Consider the following 17377-nt stretch of genomic DNA (forward strand, 5'->3'; position numbering starts at 1 on the left):
CTGTATAACAATAACAATGAAAGTCGCCTGTGTTGCAGGCGACCCTCTGGCGATTACCGGAGCTGGAAAATGAAAAAACATAAACTGTCCCTGGCGGTGATCAGGGCTATTTATCTGGTAGGGATCGCCGGAGTCGCGAGTTTTAGCGCCGCTACGTTTGCAGCGGACACCACCAACCCCGCCATGAAAGCCCTGTTTGATCAGGCCGCTTACTGGCACGAACGCGCACATGATGATCTGGCCAAAGACGCCTTGCAGAAAGTGCTGCTGGTGGAACCGAACAATGCCCAGGCGATGTATCTGATGTCGCTGTATTCCATGCAAAGCGGTGATAAAGCGGCAGCTAATCAGTGGCGCGAGAAACTGGTCAGCGTATCACCGGATGATCCGCGTCTGGCGTCGCTCAACAGCGCCAAAGCGATGCAGTCTATTCCACCGGCTCAGCTGGCTTCTGCCCGTCAGATGGCGGCACAGGGGAACGTCAGTGGTGCGCTTTCGGCTTACCGCACTATTTTTAACGGCAACCAGCCGCTCGACAGTCTGGCGACCGAATATTATCTGACAATGGCGGGCGATAAATCGCTGCAGCCGCAGGCGATTGCCGGATTACAACAGCGCGTCGCCTCACGTCCGGACGATACGCAGGCGCGTCTCGGTCTGGGTAAAGTGCTGACCTATCAGGAATCGACCCGGCGCGACGGCATCAAATTGCTGAGCACCATGGCCGGTTCCAGCACTGAAGCAGATCGCTCGTTGCGTCAGGCCCTGTTGTGGATGGCGCCGCAGGAAGGTGACCGTGATTTGTATCAGGGTTATCAGGCGCGTCATCCTAATGACACCGGCGTGATGGCCTATTTCCAGAAAAACATTGGCGGCGCGGCGAAAGGTCAGGGCTTTACTGCCCTGAACAGCGGCGACGTCACCAGTGCAAAATCCAAGTTTGAAACAGTACTGGCTGATAATCCGAACGATGCCGATGCACTGGCCGGTCTGGGGTATATCGCTCAGCGCAGCGGCAACTTTGAACAAGCGTCGCAATATCTGAGCAAAGCCGCTGCACAAGGCGGTCCGAACAGCGCGCAGCTGAGCAATCAGGCGCAGGATTCGGCGTTTTACGCGCAGTTAGCCAAAGCCAAAGAAGCCGCCGGTTCCGGCAGTTACGACGCAGCGCTGGCCGCTGTCACCCCGCTGACACAGGTCGGTGGCGAGAAAGGTCAGTCTGCCAGCTTATTGCGGGCGGACATTCTGCGCCGCAAAGGCGATCTGCCCGGAGCTGAGCAGCAATACAGTGCGCTGGGCGATAATGCCGATGCCCGTGCAGGATTGTATTACGTACTCCGTCAGCAAAATAAAACCGCCGAAGCTAATCAGGTGCTGAAAACTCTGCCAGCAGGATTGCAGGCGAAGATGAATCCACCGACCGTGGCCGATGTTATCGAGCCGATGCGTCGTCAGGCCGCACAGGCTGTGGCGAACAACGATCCGCAGCGCGCACTGAATATTTTGCAACAGGCGCAGGAACGTCAGCCTTCCAATGTCTGGGTGAAACTGGATATGGCGCGCATCCTGCAATCGCAGGGGCAGACCGCACAGGCACAGTCGATCATGGCGCCGTCTTCGCGTCCGGGTGCGTCTTCGGCTGATTTGTACGCGGCTGCGCTTTTTGCCTCTGAAACCAAAAACTGGTCTACCTCCAGCGCCCTGCTCTCGCGCATTCCGCGCAATAGTCAGAATCAGGGTATGCGTGAACTGGCGCAACGCGCCAATTTCAATGCGCAAATGGCTGATGCCGAAAGTTATCTGCAACAGGGCAATACCGCTGCGGCATCGAATACGCTGCGCGCCCTGGCACAAAATCCACCAAGCGCACCGGCGGATGTGGGTACGCTGGCGAAAAACCTCGCGGCCTCCGGTCAGCTTCCGCTGGCGGTGCAGCTGGTTCGTCAGAATATGCGTCAGGGTGTTAAAGGCAATGCTGGTGATTATGCCGATCAGGTTACCGTGCTCAACCAGGCCGGTCTGAGCAACGAGGCGCAAGCCTTCCTGCAGAACCCGCAGATTCAGTCCGGCACATCACCCACCGCGCTGGCCAATCTGCGTAACGGTTTCGTGATTACTCAGGCTGATCAGCTGCGCGAGCAGGGTCAGTACGCCGCGGCTTACGATAAGCTGGTGGTCGCATTGCAGGCGGATCCGCAAAACCGTGACCTGATGCTGGCGATGGCGCGTTTGTATCAGTCCGGCAAACTCAATAAACAGGCAGGTCAGGTTTATAACTACCTGATGAGCAACGATACGCCGACGCAGGATGCCCGCGTGGGTGCGATTAACGTGGCGCTGGGCGAAGGCGATAATCAGCGGGCGAAAACCCTGATGGAAGGCCTGACCGGGCCGCGTACACCAGACCGTCTGTTGTTAGAAGCACGCGTCGCCGAAGCACAGGGCGATCACCAGCAGGCGCTGGCGTTACTGCGTTCAGCGAAGGGCAAGATGATCGGACTGGAAGGCGCGGACAGTTCGGCGCAGGTCGCCGGATTGCAGATAAGCGACAACCCGTTCATCAACCGCTCAACGCGTACTTCGGCCTCACGTCCGGCGACACAATCCTCTTACGGTACCGTGTTGCCGTGGCAGGTGTCTGATCAGATCTCAACACCAGGGAATATTCCGACAGCCACTGCGCAACCCACAGCCGTGGCGCAACGTAATGCGACTGAAAAACAGATCGACGAGATGCTCGACGATTTGCAGGGCAAAACGGCCACCTGGGCGCAGGGCGATATGTCAATTCGTGGTCGTGACGGCGAAAGCGGTCTCAGCCAGTTGACCGAAGCCAAAGCACCGATGACCTTTGCCTTCGTGCCGTTTGATACGTCACGTCTGAGCATCGGCGTCACGCCGGTTTCCCTCAGCGCAGGCAGCCCATCCGGCACCGGCAATTCCCGCTTCGGTCAGGGCGCACTGGCGGCAGCGCAGTCGGCGCAAAAAGACGTGGCCGCTGCAGCCGCAGCCGCCGGTCTGGATATCGCCAATTACAGTACCTTTGCCAAATTGCAGGCGGCAGCCGCAGCGAATTCCAGCACTAATTGTACGTCAGCCAACGCAACGTCCGATCAGTGCGCAGCGTACAACACCATTACCGGCACGGATCCGACAACCTATTCTGCACCATCCGCTGGAAATCAGAGCGCGACCGGCGTGGAAGTGAACGCCGCGCTGACCGGTGACAGCTATAAAGCCGATATCGGCAGTACACCGCTCGGGCAGGATCTGAACTCGCTGGTCGGTGGCGTGCAATGGGCACCGAAACTGACCGATTTCACCACCCTGCGCGTGACGGCTGAGCGTCGCGCCGTCACCGACAGTATTCTGTCTTATGTCGGGACCAAAGATAATTACAGCGGCAAGGAATGGGGACAGGTCACCAAAAACGGCGGCAGTATCAATCTGTCCTACGACGATGGCGACGCCGGTTTCTATGCTGAAGGCGGTTACTACAGCTATTTGGGTAATAACGTGAAGAGCAACCAGTCGGTGAACGCCAATGCCGGTCTGTATGTCCGCCCTTACCGTTATGACGATCGCGAGCTGAAAACCGGTATCAACGTCGGCTATATGAACTTCGACAAAAACCTCAGCTACTACACGTATGGTCAGGGGGGTTACTTTAGCCCGCAAAACTATGTCAGCGTCTCCTTCCCGGTGGAATATACCCAGAAGTATGACGACTGGGATCTGAAACTGTCCGGCGCAGTGGGTTATCAGTCTTATTCTCAGGATAAGAGCGCCTACTTCCCGAATAACCCGGACCTGCAGAAACAGCTGGAAGACCTGGTGGCAGAAGGTTATGGCACTGAAGCTTACTACGGCGGGAAAACGCAGAACGGCATCGGCTGGAACGCAGGCGTGGGCGGCAACTATCATCTGAATAAAAGCATGCAGATTGGCGGCAAGGTTGGCTACGATACTTTCGGCGATTACAACGAAAGTACCGCGCAGGTCTACTTCCGTTACCTGATGGGTCAAAATTAATCGCGGTGAAATAAAACCATGCAAGAACAAAACTATACTCAGGTCGCGCAGGAATATTATCGCCAGCGTCATACCACTCCGGGCTGGCAAAGCCTGGTGCAGGTGCTATTTTCAGGTATTCTGGCCTCCGCCGATGACGAAGATGGTCGTCGTTTTCTCACGCTGATGGGAAATAATCTGGCGCGTCAGCATCAGCTTCCTGCCTCTGCGACACTGGGCGAGCTGGAAGACAATATCAATCACATCCTCAGCCGGTTCGACTGGGGTGTGGTGAAACTGGAAGCCACCCAGCAACAGCTGGCGCTGGTGCACATTGCGTGGCCGGTGTCACCGCAGGGGCAGGATGACGAACTCTGGCGCATTGCGCTGATTTCTCTGTTCGAAGGTCTGTATGCACAGTGGTTGTTATCGCAGGGCGGACAGTCGTATGTTCCGCTGCGCTGGCAGGAAAGCACACAGGAAGGCGCGTTCGTTTTCCGTTATCAAAATGGTTTGTAAGGGCTCCTTATGTTGTTATTTCGACGCTACAGTCTGGTGCTGTGGTTCGGCCTTGTTTTCGCGTTTTTCAGTTCTGCCGTAATGGCTCAGGACTCTGGATGGTCAGCGTACAAAAGCCGCTTTCTGATGCCGGACGGGCGTATCATTGATACCGCCAATAAAAACGTCAGTCACACTGAAGGCCAGGGATTCAGCATGTTGCTGGCGGTCTTCAATGACGATCAGGCGACGTTCGACAAACTCTGGCAGTGGGCAAACACCGCGCTTTACCGCAAAGATATCGGCCTGTATTCGTGGCGTTATGACCCGAACAGCACCCCGCATGTGGCGGACACCAACAATGCCTCCGATGGCGATACGCTGATGGCCTGGGCGCTGCTGCTGGCGGGTGATAAGTGGAACGACAGCCGTTACACCAAAGCCTCCGAGAAATTGCAGGCGGCGCTGATCAAATACAATGTGATTGATTATGCCGGCTATAAAGTGATGTTGCCGGGCGTGAAGGGTTTTAATCAGACCAGCAACGTGACCGTCAATCCGTCCTATTTCATCTTCCCGGCGTGGCAGGCGTTTTACGCGCACAGTCATTTAAAAGTCTGGAAAGATCTCGATGAAAGCGGTACCGCAATGCTCAGTAAAATGGCGTTTGGCGAATTCCGTCTGCCGACCGACTGGGTGGATATGCAGGCTGATGGCACCATGAAACCGGCAAGCCGCTGGCCGACGCGTTTCAGTTACGATGCCGTGCGCATCCCGCTGTATCTCGGCTGGGCGCATCCTGGCAGCCCGCAGCTGGCACCGTTTATCCTATGGTGGCAGAAATCGCCACGTAACACGACGCCCGCCTGGATTGACGTTATGACCGGCACTAAAGCCAGCTACAACATGTCGCCGGGTCTGTTAGCCATCCGTGATTTCACTATGGCCAACGCCGGTGCCATCAGCGCGAACCTGGCCCCGAAAGACGATTACTACTCTTCCACTCTGCAACTGCTGAGCTGGTGGGCGAGTCATAAAGGGTAAATACGATTTGAAATAACCCCCACTATTTTTATAACGTGTTGGGTTAATGAAGACATCGCCACAAAATGGATTTTATTATTCATTTTGTGGCTACTTCACTATTTGGTCATTACCTATTAAATAAGAAATTTTATTATTTCCATCATGAATAATTGTCATTACATCATTATATTCAAGGCAACTTTCTTCTGACTTTACTTCATCAAAACAATAAAGTTTTCTGTTAGAAAAAGAAAATCAATTTGAATTATCTTGAGATACTTTCTTAAATCCATTTCCGCCATCTGTTACAGAAATGTAATAAACTCCATTTTCATCAGACTTCGGTAAACCATATTTCTTTTTAATAGCGCCTTCGTGAGCTTCCCACCAGGGTATTTTACCGATCTGAGTTATAGGGAAATTTTTTACAACTATGTCAGTAACCCCTTCTGCATGGTGTACGAAAATTATTTCTGTTTTTCTAAAAAACAAGAAGTATGCTGATATAGAAAAACATAGAACAGTGACTATCAATACTATTTTTCTCATGGTTTTCCACCTGACAGATAAATATCCGTTTCCATTTCAGTCACAAAAGGTCTGAATGCCAATTTCTCATAGTGTTGCAAAACAAACCAAATTCTGAAAAATCTGAGAGTGCTATATTTTACTTTCAGCATGCTATATTTATCCCTACCGAAGTAATTCTAAAAATCTTCACTGGTATACTTCATCAGAATGTTTTGGTGAAATTAGTCACCATCGAACATGTAATTCGTCTCACCCGTTTTTTTCCTTGTTACTCGCATAAGAATATTCTTCTCGATACATCTGTCTTCAGATTTTATTTCATCAAAACAAATCAGATCAGTGGTAGAAAAAGAAAACCATATTGAATCAGCCTCTGAATTTTTTTTAAACCCTTTTCCGATATCAAAAATAAACACATGATAGTTACCAAATTCATCTACTTTTAGTGCATTATATTTCTCCTTAATGTGAAGTTGATTCTCTTGCCACCACTTAGCCCTTCCAATATTGGTTATAGGAAAATTCCTCACGACTATATCTGTGAACTCCTCCCCTTGGTGTACTAATATAATTTCAGCTTTCCTTAAAGAAAGAAATAAATAAATTTGGAAAATTAATACTCCAATAATTAATAGTATTACCTTAACCCTCATGGCCTTCCCTCTGTAATACGTATAGTTAACTCCATCTCGGTGACGAAAGGTTTAAAAGCCATTTTGTTATAGAGCTGTAAACAAAACCAAATCCTAAAAAATCTAAACGAATTATATCCTAATTCCATAACGTCTCGTTTACATTGCTCTTTAGTCCGATCTGTTATCATATAAATTCCTTATTATAGAAACAAACGAACATCATTTAATATATGGATATTGTATTATTTCATCATTCCCAATACGGATCATTGTTTGCCCGTTTTTCCAATTTTCTATTTCCATAAAAATATTTTTCTCAATGCAATTTTTATCGGAGTCTATTACCGAAAAACAGTAGAGATCATTGGTGCCAAGACTAAAAAGTGTTGAGCCTACAGGCATCTTCTTAAAGCCACTACCTCCATCCCAAATAACTATATTATAGTTTCCATGCTGATCTGGCTTGGGGATTTGGTATTTATTTTTCAAAAATAATTTATTTTCATTCCACCATTTTATTTTTCCATATTTTGTTAAAGGGAAATTTTTTGCCACTATATCTGTGTAGGTATCAGTTTGTTGAACAAGCATAACCTCAGGAATTCTAAATAAAATAAAATAAATAACTGTAATCACTAACGTGATGAGTGTAATCGTCATTTTAATTTTCATAATAATATTTAACAAGGATAAATGGATACAACACAATGCAGACTGCAGAATTTCTTCTCGTCAGCAACTTGACATTCCATTTGATACAATGGCGTAAAAATATCCTTATCATTTTGTTATTGAATCCCCGTCGATATAGTAGTAGGTTTTGTTATCCCTTCCGTTTTGAATCATCATTAAATTGCTTCGTTCTATGCATCTCTCCTCTGACTTAATCTCATCGAAGCAATAGAGATCGACATGTTCAAAACTAAACCAATAGTAATCAGAGCCAGTGTTCCTCTTAAATCCACCATTTTCATTAAATATAACCATATTATAATTACCGTTAATATCACTTTTGGGTAGATTATATTTCTCTTTAATATAATCCTTATTATTTTCCCACCAGTAAATCTTACCCCACTGCGTAATGGGAAAGTTTCTAACTATGATGACGGTACTATCTTCATCCTCGTGAACGTAGATAATCTTCGGTTCTCTTAAAATAAAAAAAATAAGTTACTATAATTAGTAGAAAAATTATGAAGATGCCGTAATTTTTATTCAACGAATGCTTCCTCTAATAGAAACATTTGCTTCCATCTCAGTCGTAAATGGTTTAAATCCCAATTTTTCCCAACGTTGCAAAACAAACCAGATTCGGAAAAAACGTAACATTTTAAATTGAGGATTTGAAATATCTTTCTTATCTAACCCAAAATGATCCTGAACTTTATAATTAATATTTGCCCTGTATTCCTTATTGGCAATGAAGAGTGACGTCAGTGTTATCTGAGTGGCGTAAGTATCATGAACAGTGATCCCCAAACCATTAAACTTATCTTTGAATCTTTTGAATTTTGGAAGGACACTTCTCTGCATCGATTTATTCAATTCACTTCTCAATACCTCTGGATATTCTTCTTTCTTCCAATCAATTCCTTTCCTAAGTGCAATTTGTATGTTTTTTAAACTGCTGTTACCTGATATGTCATATCTAATCTGTTCCTCAAGTGCCTTATTTAAAAGATAATCCCTGAATGGCAACCCACTGTTCTTTTGCATATGGTTGATCATCTTCACGATCAGTCCGCTATAAACACCATATAACGCGAAAGGCTTAGACAGCTCCCTCATTTCATCAAAAAGAATATCGCTGCATTGTTTCACTGAAAGCGTACTTTTTATTTCCGGATAAGTATGAAGAAGACGTGACGTCTTTTTTGGAAAGTAATCGATGAGTAAAGAAGATGGCCGGTCAGGGAAATTAAAATCCGAAAAAGGAGAGGCTTTTATCTCTTCAATTTTAGTCAGGGTATAAGGGTTTACTCTTGCTGAAACATCATCCAGATGGTAGACAGACCTGAGTTGCTGCTCCGTCATATCACCGTACTGCAAATCGTCTGAGGACCTCGCTCCTGCGGGGGTGGTATATATTCTAGCAGGCAATCTAATTTGTGACATATAAATTCCTTTTAGATAAAATGAAATCATTCCATTCACATAGCGAATAGATATAACTCGCTTATGGCCAATCATAATAAATTCATGCGAATAATACATCGCGCAACTTTGCTATGAACATTACATTAGTATTATTGTTTAAATAATTATTGATCTGGTTTGCAAACTTAAGAATTAAATAAAAACGCGCATGAAAAACAACAGATGTTGCATCATTCGCCGGAATGTAGAGAAAATTATAAGAATCCGTTACGATAAAAAGTAAGCTGGGCTTATTTGGCTATAATAGCTAACATAAAGCTGTCTTTTGAAACGAGAAGAAACCGTGAAAATAATGCCCCCCGAACGCCCGGAAGCGTCAATTCAGCGCCTGATTTCTGCCCTTATGCCGGTAAGTACGCCGGTGAGCGTGGTTCCGCGCAAAAGATTGTCATGGTCGTATCAAGGCAAGCCACAATTTTATCTGTTCCTGGAAGGTGAAGTGTCTGTCCTGCGCGCCTCTGACGGACTGGTGATGGCCACCGCTTACGAACCGCTGCTGTTTGGCGTGGCCGAAGCGATGCAGGCAGTTCACTGCCAGACATTACGGGTGGATACCCAGGCAATCATTCAGCGTACGGATGCTGCGCAAGCGATGGCAATTTTCAGCGAGAACGACCTCTGGCAGGATGTTGCTGCGGCGCTTTCATACTTCAGCAGTTATCTTTTTTATCGGGATGCGCTTGTCGTGCAGCAGCGCACCTACTCAGTCATCAGCAACCATCTGCAGGAAATGATCCAGTTGCCTCTCGAGACCCGTTTACGCATCTCCATTCTGGAATATATTCAGGAGAGAACACATTTATCTCGCAGCACTGTATTAAATATTATTCATGCTCTCAAACAGGGTGATTATATTTCTACAAGCCGCGGTGGATATTTACTGGAAATGAATCCTTTACCTGAAGAATTTTAATAACTCATTATGCGTAAATGGGTCTCATTCTCACAAAATTTAGATTTAAACGTATTAACCTTATAAAGCGCCGGCGTTTTTAATTAGTATTCCCCCCACACAGCATCATGCACATTAGATTCTGTCCTGCACGGGCAGAAAAGAAATCTGGGAAATAATATGAAAAAGACTCTTATCGCTTTAATCGTGGTAAACGCCTGCGCGGTTTCCAGCGTTTATGCCGCAGCTGACACCAACACCTGGTACGGCGGCGCAAAACTTGGCTGGTCTCATTACTTCGATGCCAGCGGCAAAGGCAATTTCGACGACAACCTGAGCAAAGCTACCGACTTCGATTTTAACAAAGATAATGTCAGCGGCGGCGTGTTCGGCGGCTATCAGATTACTCCCTGGCTGGCCGTAGAAGGCGGTTACGATTATCTCGGTAATATGGGTATTCACGGCAATCACGGTGCTTCCGGCGCAAAACTTGAAAGCCAGGGTCTGCAAATGTCCCTGAAAGCCAGCTATGGCCTGACCGACAGCTGGGATCTTTATGGCCGTGCGGGTGCGATGGCTTATCGTGCAGAAACCAAAATTGCCGGTCATGACAATTTTGAGACCGGCGTACGTCCGCTGGCAGCCGTCGGTACTGAATATGCGTTTAACAAAAACTGGGCTGGCCGTCTGGAATACCAATGGGTCAGCAACGTAGGTAATTCTAATCAGATCGGCATCAGCAGCGATGTCAGCTCCGTCTCCGCAGGCGTGGTTTACCGATTTGGTCAGCATGACGAAACCCCGGTTGTCGTTCCTGTCGCTGTTGCAGCAGAGGCGGCACCAGAAGTCACCACCTTCAACATGAAATCTGACGTCCTGTTCGCTTACGATTCAGCGACGCTGACACCTGAAGGTAACGCAGCCATTACTCAGCTGTATAACAGCCCGGAAATGCAGGCGGCCAAAAACAGCTCCACGATGGTTATCGGCTACAGCGATCGTCTGGGTTCTGATCAATACAATCAGCAGCTCTCTTCAAAACGTGCTCAGGTCGTTGCTGATGCACTGATTGCTCAGGGTCTGTCAGCTCAGAACGTCAGTTCAGAAGGTCGCGGTAGCAATAATTCCGTCACCGGTACTCAGTGCGATAATGGTATGCCTTCCGCACAACTGAAGGATTGCCTTGCACCAGATCGCCGTGTCGTGATTGAAATTACCGGTCAGAAATAAGCCCCAAATTTCCCTCTGCGGGCTGCTGAGTCACGAATTCATACCGTGCTCAGAAGCCCGCCATGCGGATAAATGAACCATTAATGTGGTAGCAGTAACCTCAATAACCGATCTTCCTTCACACTTAGATCGTAGAAATAGCATCCGAAATTTCATTAAGTCCCTTTGCCCAATACACGTTATCGGGCTTTTTTTTGGCATTTTTTCAGGCTAACCCTCATAAAAAAACCCGCTTTCGCGGGCTTTTTCACTTCTGCGGTTAAACCGGTTTTACGCCACAGTCTGCGTAGTCCCGGTTTCATCCTGATCGACAGCAAAGCAGGCAACCAGCTGGTCGCCATATTGTTTCAGCTGAGGCTGGAACTGTTTGCAGGTGCCGAACGCACGACGGCAGCGGGCGTTAAACGCACAACCGGCAGGCGGATTCAGCGGGCTTGGCAGTTCGCCGGTCAGCTTGATGCGTTCACGGCGCTCATCCGGATTCAGTCGTGGCGTCGCTGACAGCAATGCCTGCGTGTACGGATGACGCGGATTGCTGAAAATGGCGTCTTTCGAGCCCTTCTCCACACAGCGTCCCAGATACATCACCATCACTTCGTCAGCGATATGCTCCACCACCGACAAATCGTGAGAGATGAAGACGTACGACAACCCCAAATCCTGCTGTAAATCCATCATCAGGTTCAGCACCTGCGCACGCACGGAAACGTCGAGCGCGGATACCGGTTCATCGGCGATCACCACATCCGGATCCAGCATCAGACCACGGGCGATAGCGATACGCTGGCGCTGACCGCCGGAGAACATATGCGGATAACGGTCATAGTGCTCGGTTTTCAGGCCGACTTTCGCCATCATCTCCAGTGATTTCTCACGGCGCTCTTCGCGGGTCAGCTTGGTGTTGATCAGCAAAGGTTCTTCGAGGATCTGACCGACTTTCTTACGCGGGTTCAGCGATCCGTAAGGATTCTGGAACACGATTTGGATCTTCTGACGGCGCAACTTTTCAGCCGTCGCATCAGGTTTCAGCAAATCCTGACCGCGGTAATACAACTCCCCGCCGGTCGGCACTTCAATCATGGTCAGCAGACGGCCCAGCGTGGATTTACCACAACCGGATTCTCCTACCACCGCCAGCGTTTTACCGCGTTCAAGCGTAAAAGAGACGCCATCGAGCGCTTTCACCGTGCGTTCCTGGCCGAAGAGGCCCTTCTTCACCGGGTAATGTTTTTTCAGGTCAATCGCGTGCAGTAGCGGCTGCGATTGGGTGTTATCAGGACTCATAAGTAGGTCTCCCGGCATCATCCAGCGGATAATGGCACTTCGACTGACGACCGTTTGCGAGGTCACGCAGCGCAGGTTCTTCTTTACGGCAACGGTCAGTTGCATACGGGCAACGCGGATTCAGCAGACAGCCGTTAGGACGGTCATATTTGCCCGGCACCACGCCCGGCAATGACTGTAAACGGGCTTTATCAGCGGAGAATTCTGGCAATGAGCGCAGCAGCGCCTGCGTATACGGATGGCGCGGTGCACGGAAAATTTCCGTGGCTTTTGCCGATTCCACGACCTGACCGGCGTACATCACGATGATGTGATGCGCGGCTTCCGCCACCAGCGCCAGGTCATGGGTGATCAACATCAGCGCCATGTTTTCTTTCTGTTGCAGCTCAAGCAGCAGCTCGATGATCTGCGCCTGAATGGTCACATCAAGCGCCGTCGTCGGCTCATCGGCAATCAGCAGTTTTGGACGACAGGCAATCGCCATTGCGATCATCACGCGCTGACTCATCCCGCCGGAAAGCTGATGCGGATACACGTCAAGACGTGAAGCCGGGTCAGGGATCCCGACCAGATTCAGCAAATCAATAGTGCGCTGACGACGGGTCTTTTTGTTGCCGCCCTGATGCACCTTGATAGCTTCCATAATCTGGAAACCGACGGTGTAACAGGGATTGAGGCTGGTCATCGGATCCTGGAAAATCATCGCGACTTCGGCACCGACAATCTGGCGGCGCTCTTTTTCACTGATGCCTTGCAGGTTACGCCCGCCAAACTCCAGCTTTTCCGCCATCACTTTGCCGGGGAAGTCGATCAGCCCCATCAGCGCCAGTGAACTGACCGATTTACCGGAGCCGGATTCGCCGACGATCCCGACCACTTCGCCCTGTTTCACGCTGTAACTGATACGGTCTACGGCGCGGAACGGCGTCCCTTCGTCACCGAAGTGAACGGAGAGCTTATCCACCGTCAGCAATGTTTTGCCGACCTGAATGTCATTCGTTAATGTTGTTTCCATCTCCAACCCCTTACTGCTTGAGTTTAGGGTCGAGGGCATCACGCAGGCCATCACCCATCAGGTTAAATGCCAGTACCGTCAGCAGAATGATCACGCCAGGGAAGGTCACAACCCACCAGGCACTTTGAGCAAACTGTAAGACGTCCGACAGCATGGTGCCCCACTCAGGCGTTGGCGGCTGTGCGCCCATACCGAGGAAGCCCAACGCTGCCATATCGAGGATGGCGTTGGAGAAGCCGAGCGATGCCTGAACAATCAGGGGCGCTAAGCAGTTAGGTAAAATATTGACGAACATCTGGCGGGCAGAACCGGCACCGGCAACGCGCGAGGCGGTCACGTAGTCGCGGTTTACTTCCACCAGCACCGCTGCACGGGTTAAGCGGACATAGTGCGGCAGGGCCACGAACGTTAGCGCCAGCGAGGCATTGACGATCGACGGACCGAAAATCGCCACCAGCACCAGCGCCAGCAGCAGACTTGGCAGGGCCAACATGATATCGACCACGCGCATGATGATGGCGTCAATCACACCGCCGTAGTAACCGGCAAAAAGGCCGAAAACCACGCCGAGGATCAGCGACAACACCACAACCAGACAACCGACCAGCAGCGATAAACGCGCGCCGTACATCAGTCGCGACATAATATCGCGGCCCACGTCGTCCGTGCCCAACAGGAATTTCCAGCTGCCGCCTTCCATCCAGACCGGTGGGCGCAGCAGCGCATCACGGAACTGTTCAGCAGGCAGGTGAGGTGCAATCACGTTCGCGCCAATCGCAATGACCAGCATGATAATGATGTAAGCCAGGCCGACAACGGCCCCTTTATTACGCTTGAAGTAATGCCAGAATTCGCGCAAAGGCGGCATCGGCACTGGCGCAGCCGTCACTAACTCGTTAGCGACCGGCTCAGTGGTTTGAGACATTGTGCGCCCCTTATTTCTTGTGGCGAATACGCGGGTTGACCACGCCGTAGAGCACATCTACCAGCAGGTTAACCACGATGATCAGAGTAGCGACCAGCAACACCCCGCCCTGCACGACCGGATAGTCGCGGCGCTGGAGTGCGTCGATCAGCCACCGGCCGAGTCCCGGCCAGGAGAAGATGGTTTCCGTCAGAATGGCGCCACCGAGCAGCGTACCGACCTGTAAACCAATGATGGTCACCACCGGCAACAGCGCATTGCGCAGTGCGTGGACGACGATCACCCGCATACGGCTGACGCCTTTGGCGCGCGCAGTACGGATATAGTCTTCGCCCAGAACTTCCAGCATGGAAGAACGGGTCATACGCACAATCACTGCCAGCGGAATAGTGCCCAGAACGATAGCCGGTAAAATCATGTGCATTACGGCATCAACGAAATCACCCGGCTCGCCCCAGAACAGCGTATCGATCAGCATAAAGCCGGTCAGCGGCAGGCTGTCATCCAGGAAAACAGTATCGCTTATTCGCCCCGATACGGGCGTCAGATTCAGCTGCACCGAGACCAGCATCACCAGCATGATCCCCCACCAGAATATGGGCATCGAATAGCCGGTCAGCGATATCCCCACGGCCGTGTGGTCGAATATCGATCCCCGTTTTACCGCCGCCAGTACGCCCGCCGGAATGCCGACAATGATCGCGAAAATCATCGCGCAGATGCCCAGTTCCAATGTCGCTTTAAAACGCGGTACAAATTCCTGCCAGACAGGGGTGCGGCTTTTTAAGGAGGTGCCCAGGTCGCCATGCAGCACCCCGTTCACGTATTTGAAATATTGCTGGTAGAGAGGCTTGTCGAGCCCCATATCTGCCATCAGCTGGGCGTGACGTTCGGGGGAAACCCCGCGCTCGCCTGCCATGATGGTGACCGGGTCGCCTGGTATCATGTGTACGAAGGCAAAAGTCAGCAAAGTAATGCCGATAAACGTTGGGATAACTAACCCCAAACGTCGGAGTATGAACTGCAACATATCCCGTACTCTCTGTATAAAATGCCCGGAAAACCGTAGCTCGCCGGGCTTATTGTGGCTCACATTTCTTTCTTGAGAATCAAGGCTGTACTGAATGGCCCGTGAGCAAGGCGGAGGAGCGAAGCAATCAAGACATACCTTCAGGTAGGCGAAGATTGCGAGCACCACACAACGCAGCTCCCGGGTTATTCAGTAAGCGATCACTCCATTGAGACGTTTTCGAAGTGGTGTTTGCCAAGTGGATCAACCACATAGCCTTTGACTTCTTTACGAACAGGTTCGTACACAGTGGAGTGGGCGATGATCAGCGCAGGAGCCTGATCATGCATCACAACCTGAGCCTGCTGGTACAGGGCAGCACGTTTAGCGTGATCAGATTCAGCACGGGCTGGCTGGATCAGATCTTCAAACGGCTTGTAGCACCAGCGGGAGTAGTTGGAACCGTCTTTTGCCGCAGCACAGCTGAACAGAGTCGCGAAGAAGTTATCAGGATCCCCATTGTCGCCGGTCCAGCCCATCATGACAGACTGATGCTCACCGTTTTTCGCACGCTTGAGGTATTCGCCCCACTCGTAAGTCACGATGTTGGCTTTCACGCCAATTTTCGCCCAATCAGCCTGGATCATTTCAGCCATACGGCGTGCGTTCGGGTTGTACGGACGCTGTACCGGCATCGCCCACAGATCGATAGTGAAACCGTCTGGGTGTCCTGCTTCTTTCAACAGTTCTTTGGCTTTGGCTGGATCATACGGGTAATCCACCACGTCTTTGTTGTAGCCCCACATTGTTGGTGGGATCAGGTTTTTAGCCGGCTGGCCAGCACCCTGATAAACCGCTTCGATGATGGCTTTTTTGTTCACAGCCATGGTCAGTGCCTGACGCACTTTCACTTCATCCAGTGGTTTTTTCTCAACGTTGAAGGACAGATAACCCACGTTCAGACCTGGTTGTTGCATCAGGTTGATGGATTTATCTTTTTTCATTGCTGCGATGTCAGCCGGGTTCGGGTACGGCATCACCTGGCATTCATTTTTCTGCAATTTCGCGTAACGCACGGAAGCGTCAGGCGTGATGGAGAAGACTAAACGGTCGATCTGCGGCTTGGTGCCCCAGTAGCCGGGGAATGCTTTGTAGAGGATGCGTGAGTCTTTCTGGTATTGCACAAGCTGGAACGGACCCGTACCGATTGGATCCAGGTCAACTTTCTCAGGCGTTTTCGCTTTCATCATGTTGTCAGCGTATTCCGCAGACAGGATAGAAGCGAAGTCCATCGCCAGGTCAGCCAGGAACGGAGACTCAGGGCGGTTCAGTACGAACTGCACAGTGTTGTCGTCCACTTTCACGATCTTGTTGATCAGATCGCCCATACCCATACCTTCGAAGTATTCGTAGCTGCCGCCAGAAACACCGTGGTATGCGTTATTTTTGTCCAGCTGACGCTCAAAGGAGAACACTACGTCGTCCGCGTTGAAATCACGGGTCGGTTTGAATTCTTTGTTGTCCTGCCATTTCACGCCTTTGCGCAAATGGAAGGTGTAGGTTTTGCCATCGGCAGAAATGTCCCACTTTTCAGCCAGGCCAGGCTGGATTTCAGTGGTCCCGATCTTGAATTCAACCAGACGGTTGTAGATAGGCACGGAGCTTGCGTCATACGTGGTGCCTGAGGTGAACAGCTGAGGGTTGAAGCCTTCAGGTGAACCTTCAGAGCAATATACTAACGTTTTTGCCTGGACACTGGCCGCAACGGTCAGCGCAATCAGGCCCATACTGAATTTCAGTAGCCCCGACTTACCTAAAGAGATTGTCATCGCTTCTGCTCCATCGATTAATGGTGATGTGGATGTGTGTGTTGTGTATACAGCTCACGTCACCCTTTATTTTTATTTGCGGGTGACTGTGTTTGCTCGTGTGCTGCAATAAGTCCAACCAGAGCATGGTGAACTGCCATTTTTTTTCCTGCAATCTGTAAAGTTTTCCTTACAAAAGCTTACCGGAAATAATCACTGGTCTTCCTTGGGGCTATCAATTTGGCAACTCCTATCCTTGACGTCAATATAACCATCAGGCATTTACACAGACTGTGAGTTACAACAAACAAACATAAAAAAACATTTCTTTAACAGAATCAGGATGAATGTTC

At 50.0% G+C, this 17377-nt stretch carries 16 protein-coding genes and 1 pseudogene; 5 read left to right on the top strand and 12 right to left on the bottom strand.

Annotated features, from left to right (window positions below; translation table 11 throughout):
• Positions 1–69: 69 nt before the first annotated feature.
• The 3 genes from D5398_RS11775 to D5398_RS11785 are packed head-to-tail and all read left to right on the top strand — an operon-like array spanning position 70 to position 5553.
• Positions 70–4032 (top strand): cellulose biosynthesis protein BcsC, encoded by a 3963-nt coding sequence (locus tag D5398_RS11775; RefSeq protein WP_120507809.1) that lies wholly within the window; start codon positions 70–72, stop codon positions 4030–4032.
• 18 nt (positions 4033–4050) lie between these two features.
• A complete protein-coding gene (gene bcsD / locus D5398_RS11780) occupies positions 4051–4530 on the top strand; it encodes a cellulose biosynthesis protein BcsD (protein WP_120507810.1) in 480 nt (159 codons plus the stop codon).
• A gap of 9 nt (positions 4531–4539) precedes the next feature.
• Entirely contained in the window at positions 4540–5553 is a 1014-nt protein-coding gene (locus D5398_RS11785; protein WP_120507811.1) for a family 8 glycosyl hydrolase, read from the top strand.
• A gap of 237 nt (positions 5554–5790) precedes the next feature.
• Here D5398_RS11785 and D5398_RS11795 read toward each other — a convergent pair whose 3' ends face one another.
• From D5398_RS11795 to D5398_RS11825, 7 genes and pseudogenes are all read right to left on the bottom strand, one after another.
• Positions 5791–6084, bottom strand: a complete 294-nt coding sequence (locus D5398_RS11795) for a DUF943 family protein (protein WP_120507812.1) — start codon at positions 6082–6084, stop codon at positions 5791–5793.
• Positions 6081–6227 (bottom strand): annotated as a pseudogene (locus D5398_RS25840) (DUF3289 family protein); the annotation flags it as partial. The gene D5398_RS11795 and the pseudogene D5398_RS25840, both read right to left, overlap by 4 nt.
• 60 nt (positions 6228–6287) lie before the next feature.
• Positions 6288–6719, bottom strand: a complete 432-nt coding sequence (locus D5398_RS11805; protein ID WP_120507814.1) for a DUF943 family protein — start codon at positions 6717–6719, stop codon at positions 6288–6290.
• The gene (locus D5398_RS11810; RefSeq protein ID WP_120507815.1) at positions 6716–6889 is read right to left on the bottom strand and encodes a DUF3289 family protein; all 174 of its coding nucleotides are present in this window, start codon (positions 6887–6889) and stop codon (positions 6716–6718) included. Before D5398_RS11810 ends, D5398_RS11805 begins: the two co-directional genes overlap by 4 nt.
• Before the next feature lie 31 nt (positions 6890–6920).
• Positions 6921–7361: a DUF943 family protein gene (locus D5398_RS11815; RefSeq protein WP_162940757.1), complete on the bottom strand. Its 441-nt coding sequence runs from the start codon at positions 7359–7361 to the stop codon at positions 6921–6923.
• A gap of 120 nt (positions 7362–7481) precedes the next feature.
• Entirely contained in the window at positions 7482–7871 is a 390-nt protein-coding gene (locus tag D5398_RS25845; RefSeq protein WP_120507817.1) for a DUF943 family protein, read from the bottom strand.
• A 48-nt stretch (positions 7872–7919) separates the two neighbouring features.
• Positions 7920–8819, bottom strand: a complete 900-nt coding sequence (locus D5398_RS11825) for a DUF3289 family protein (protein ID WP_120507818.1) — start codon at positions 8817–8819, stop codon at positions 7920–7922.
• Positions 8820–9144: 325 nt separating this feature from the next.
• Here D5398_RS11825 and D5398_RS11830 point away from each other — a divergent pair, with 325 nt between their 5' ends.
• Positions 9145–9774 carry a helix-turn-helix domain-containing protein gene (locus tag D5398_RS11830; protein WP_120507819.1) on the top strand — a complete coding sequence of 210 codons (630 nt, stop codon included), beginning with the start codon at positions 9145–9147 and terminating at the stop codon, positions 9772–9774.
• Positions 9775–9933: 159 nt separating this feature from the next.
• Positions 9934–10983 carry a porin OmpA gene (ompA, locus tag D5398_RS11835; RefSeq protein WP_120507820.1) on the top strand — a complete coding sequence of 350 codons (1050 nt, stop codon included), beginning with the start codon at positions 9934–9936 and terminating at the stop codon, positions 10981–10983.
• 270 nt (positions 10984–11253) lie between these two features.
• Here ompA and dppF read toward each other — a convergent pair whose 3' ends face one another.
• The 5 genes from dppF to dppA form a co-directional block, all read right to left on the bottom strand.
• Positions 11254–12267, bottom strand: a complete 1014-nt coding sequence (dppF, locus tag D5398_RS11840; RefSeq protein ID WP_120507821.1) for a dipeptide ABC transporter ATP-binding subunit DppF — start codon at positions 12265–12267, stop codon at positions 11254–11256.
• The gene (gene dppD / locus D5398_RS11845) at positions 12257–13282 is read right to left on the bottom strand and encodes a dipeptide ABC transporter ATP-binding protein (protein ID WP_120507822.1); all 1026 of its coding nucleotides are present in this window, start codon (positions 13280–13282) and stop codon (positions 12257–12259) included. The genes dppF and dppD overlap by 11 nt, the downstream gene beginning before the upstream one ends.
• Before the next feature lie 10 nt (positions 13283–13292).
• Positions 13293–14207 carry a dipeptide ABC transporter permease DppC gene (gene dppC / locus D5398_RS11850; protein WP_120507823.1) on the bottom strand — a complete coding sequence of 305 codons (915 nt, stop codon included), beginning with the start codon at positions 14205–14207 and terminating at the stop codon, positions 13293–13295.
• A gap of 10 nt (positions 14208–14217) precedes the next feature.
• On the bottom strand, positions 14218–15237 hold the full coding sequence (dppB, locus tag D5398_RS11855; RefSeq protein WP_120507824.1) for a dipeptide ABC transporter permease DppB: 1020 nt from the start codon (positions 15235–15237) through the stop codon (positions 14218–14220).
• A gap of 200 nt (positions 15238–15437) precedes the next feature.
• Positions 15438–17045, bottom strand: a complete 1608-nt coding sequence (dppA, locus tag D5398_RS11860) for a dipeptide ABC transporter periplasmic-binding protein DppA (protein WP_120507825.1) — start codon at positions 17043–17045, stop codon at positions 15438–15440.
• Positions 17046–17377: the final 332 nt, after the last annotated feature.

This window comes from Rahnella bruchi (genome assembly GCF_003614975.1).
GTDB lineage: Bacteria > Pseudomonadota > Gammaproteobacteria > Enterobacterales > Enterobacteriaceae > Rahnella > Rahnella bruchi.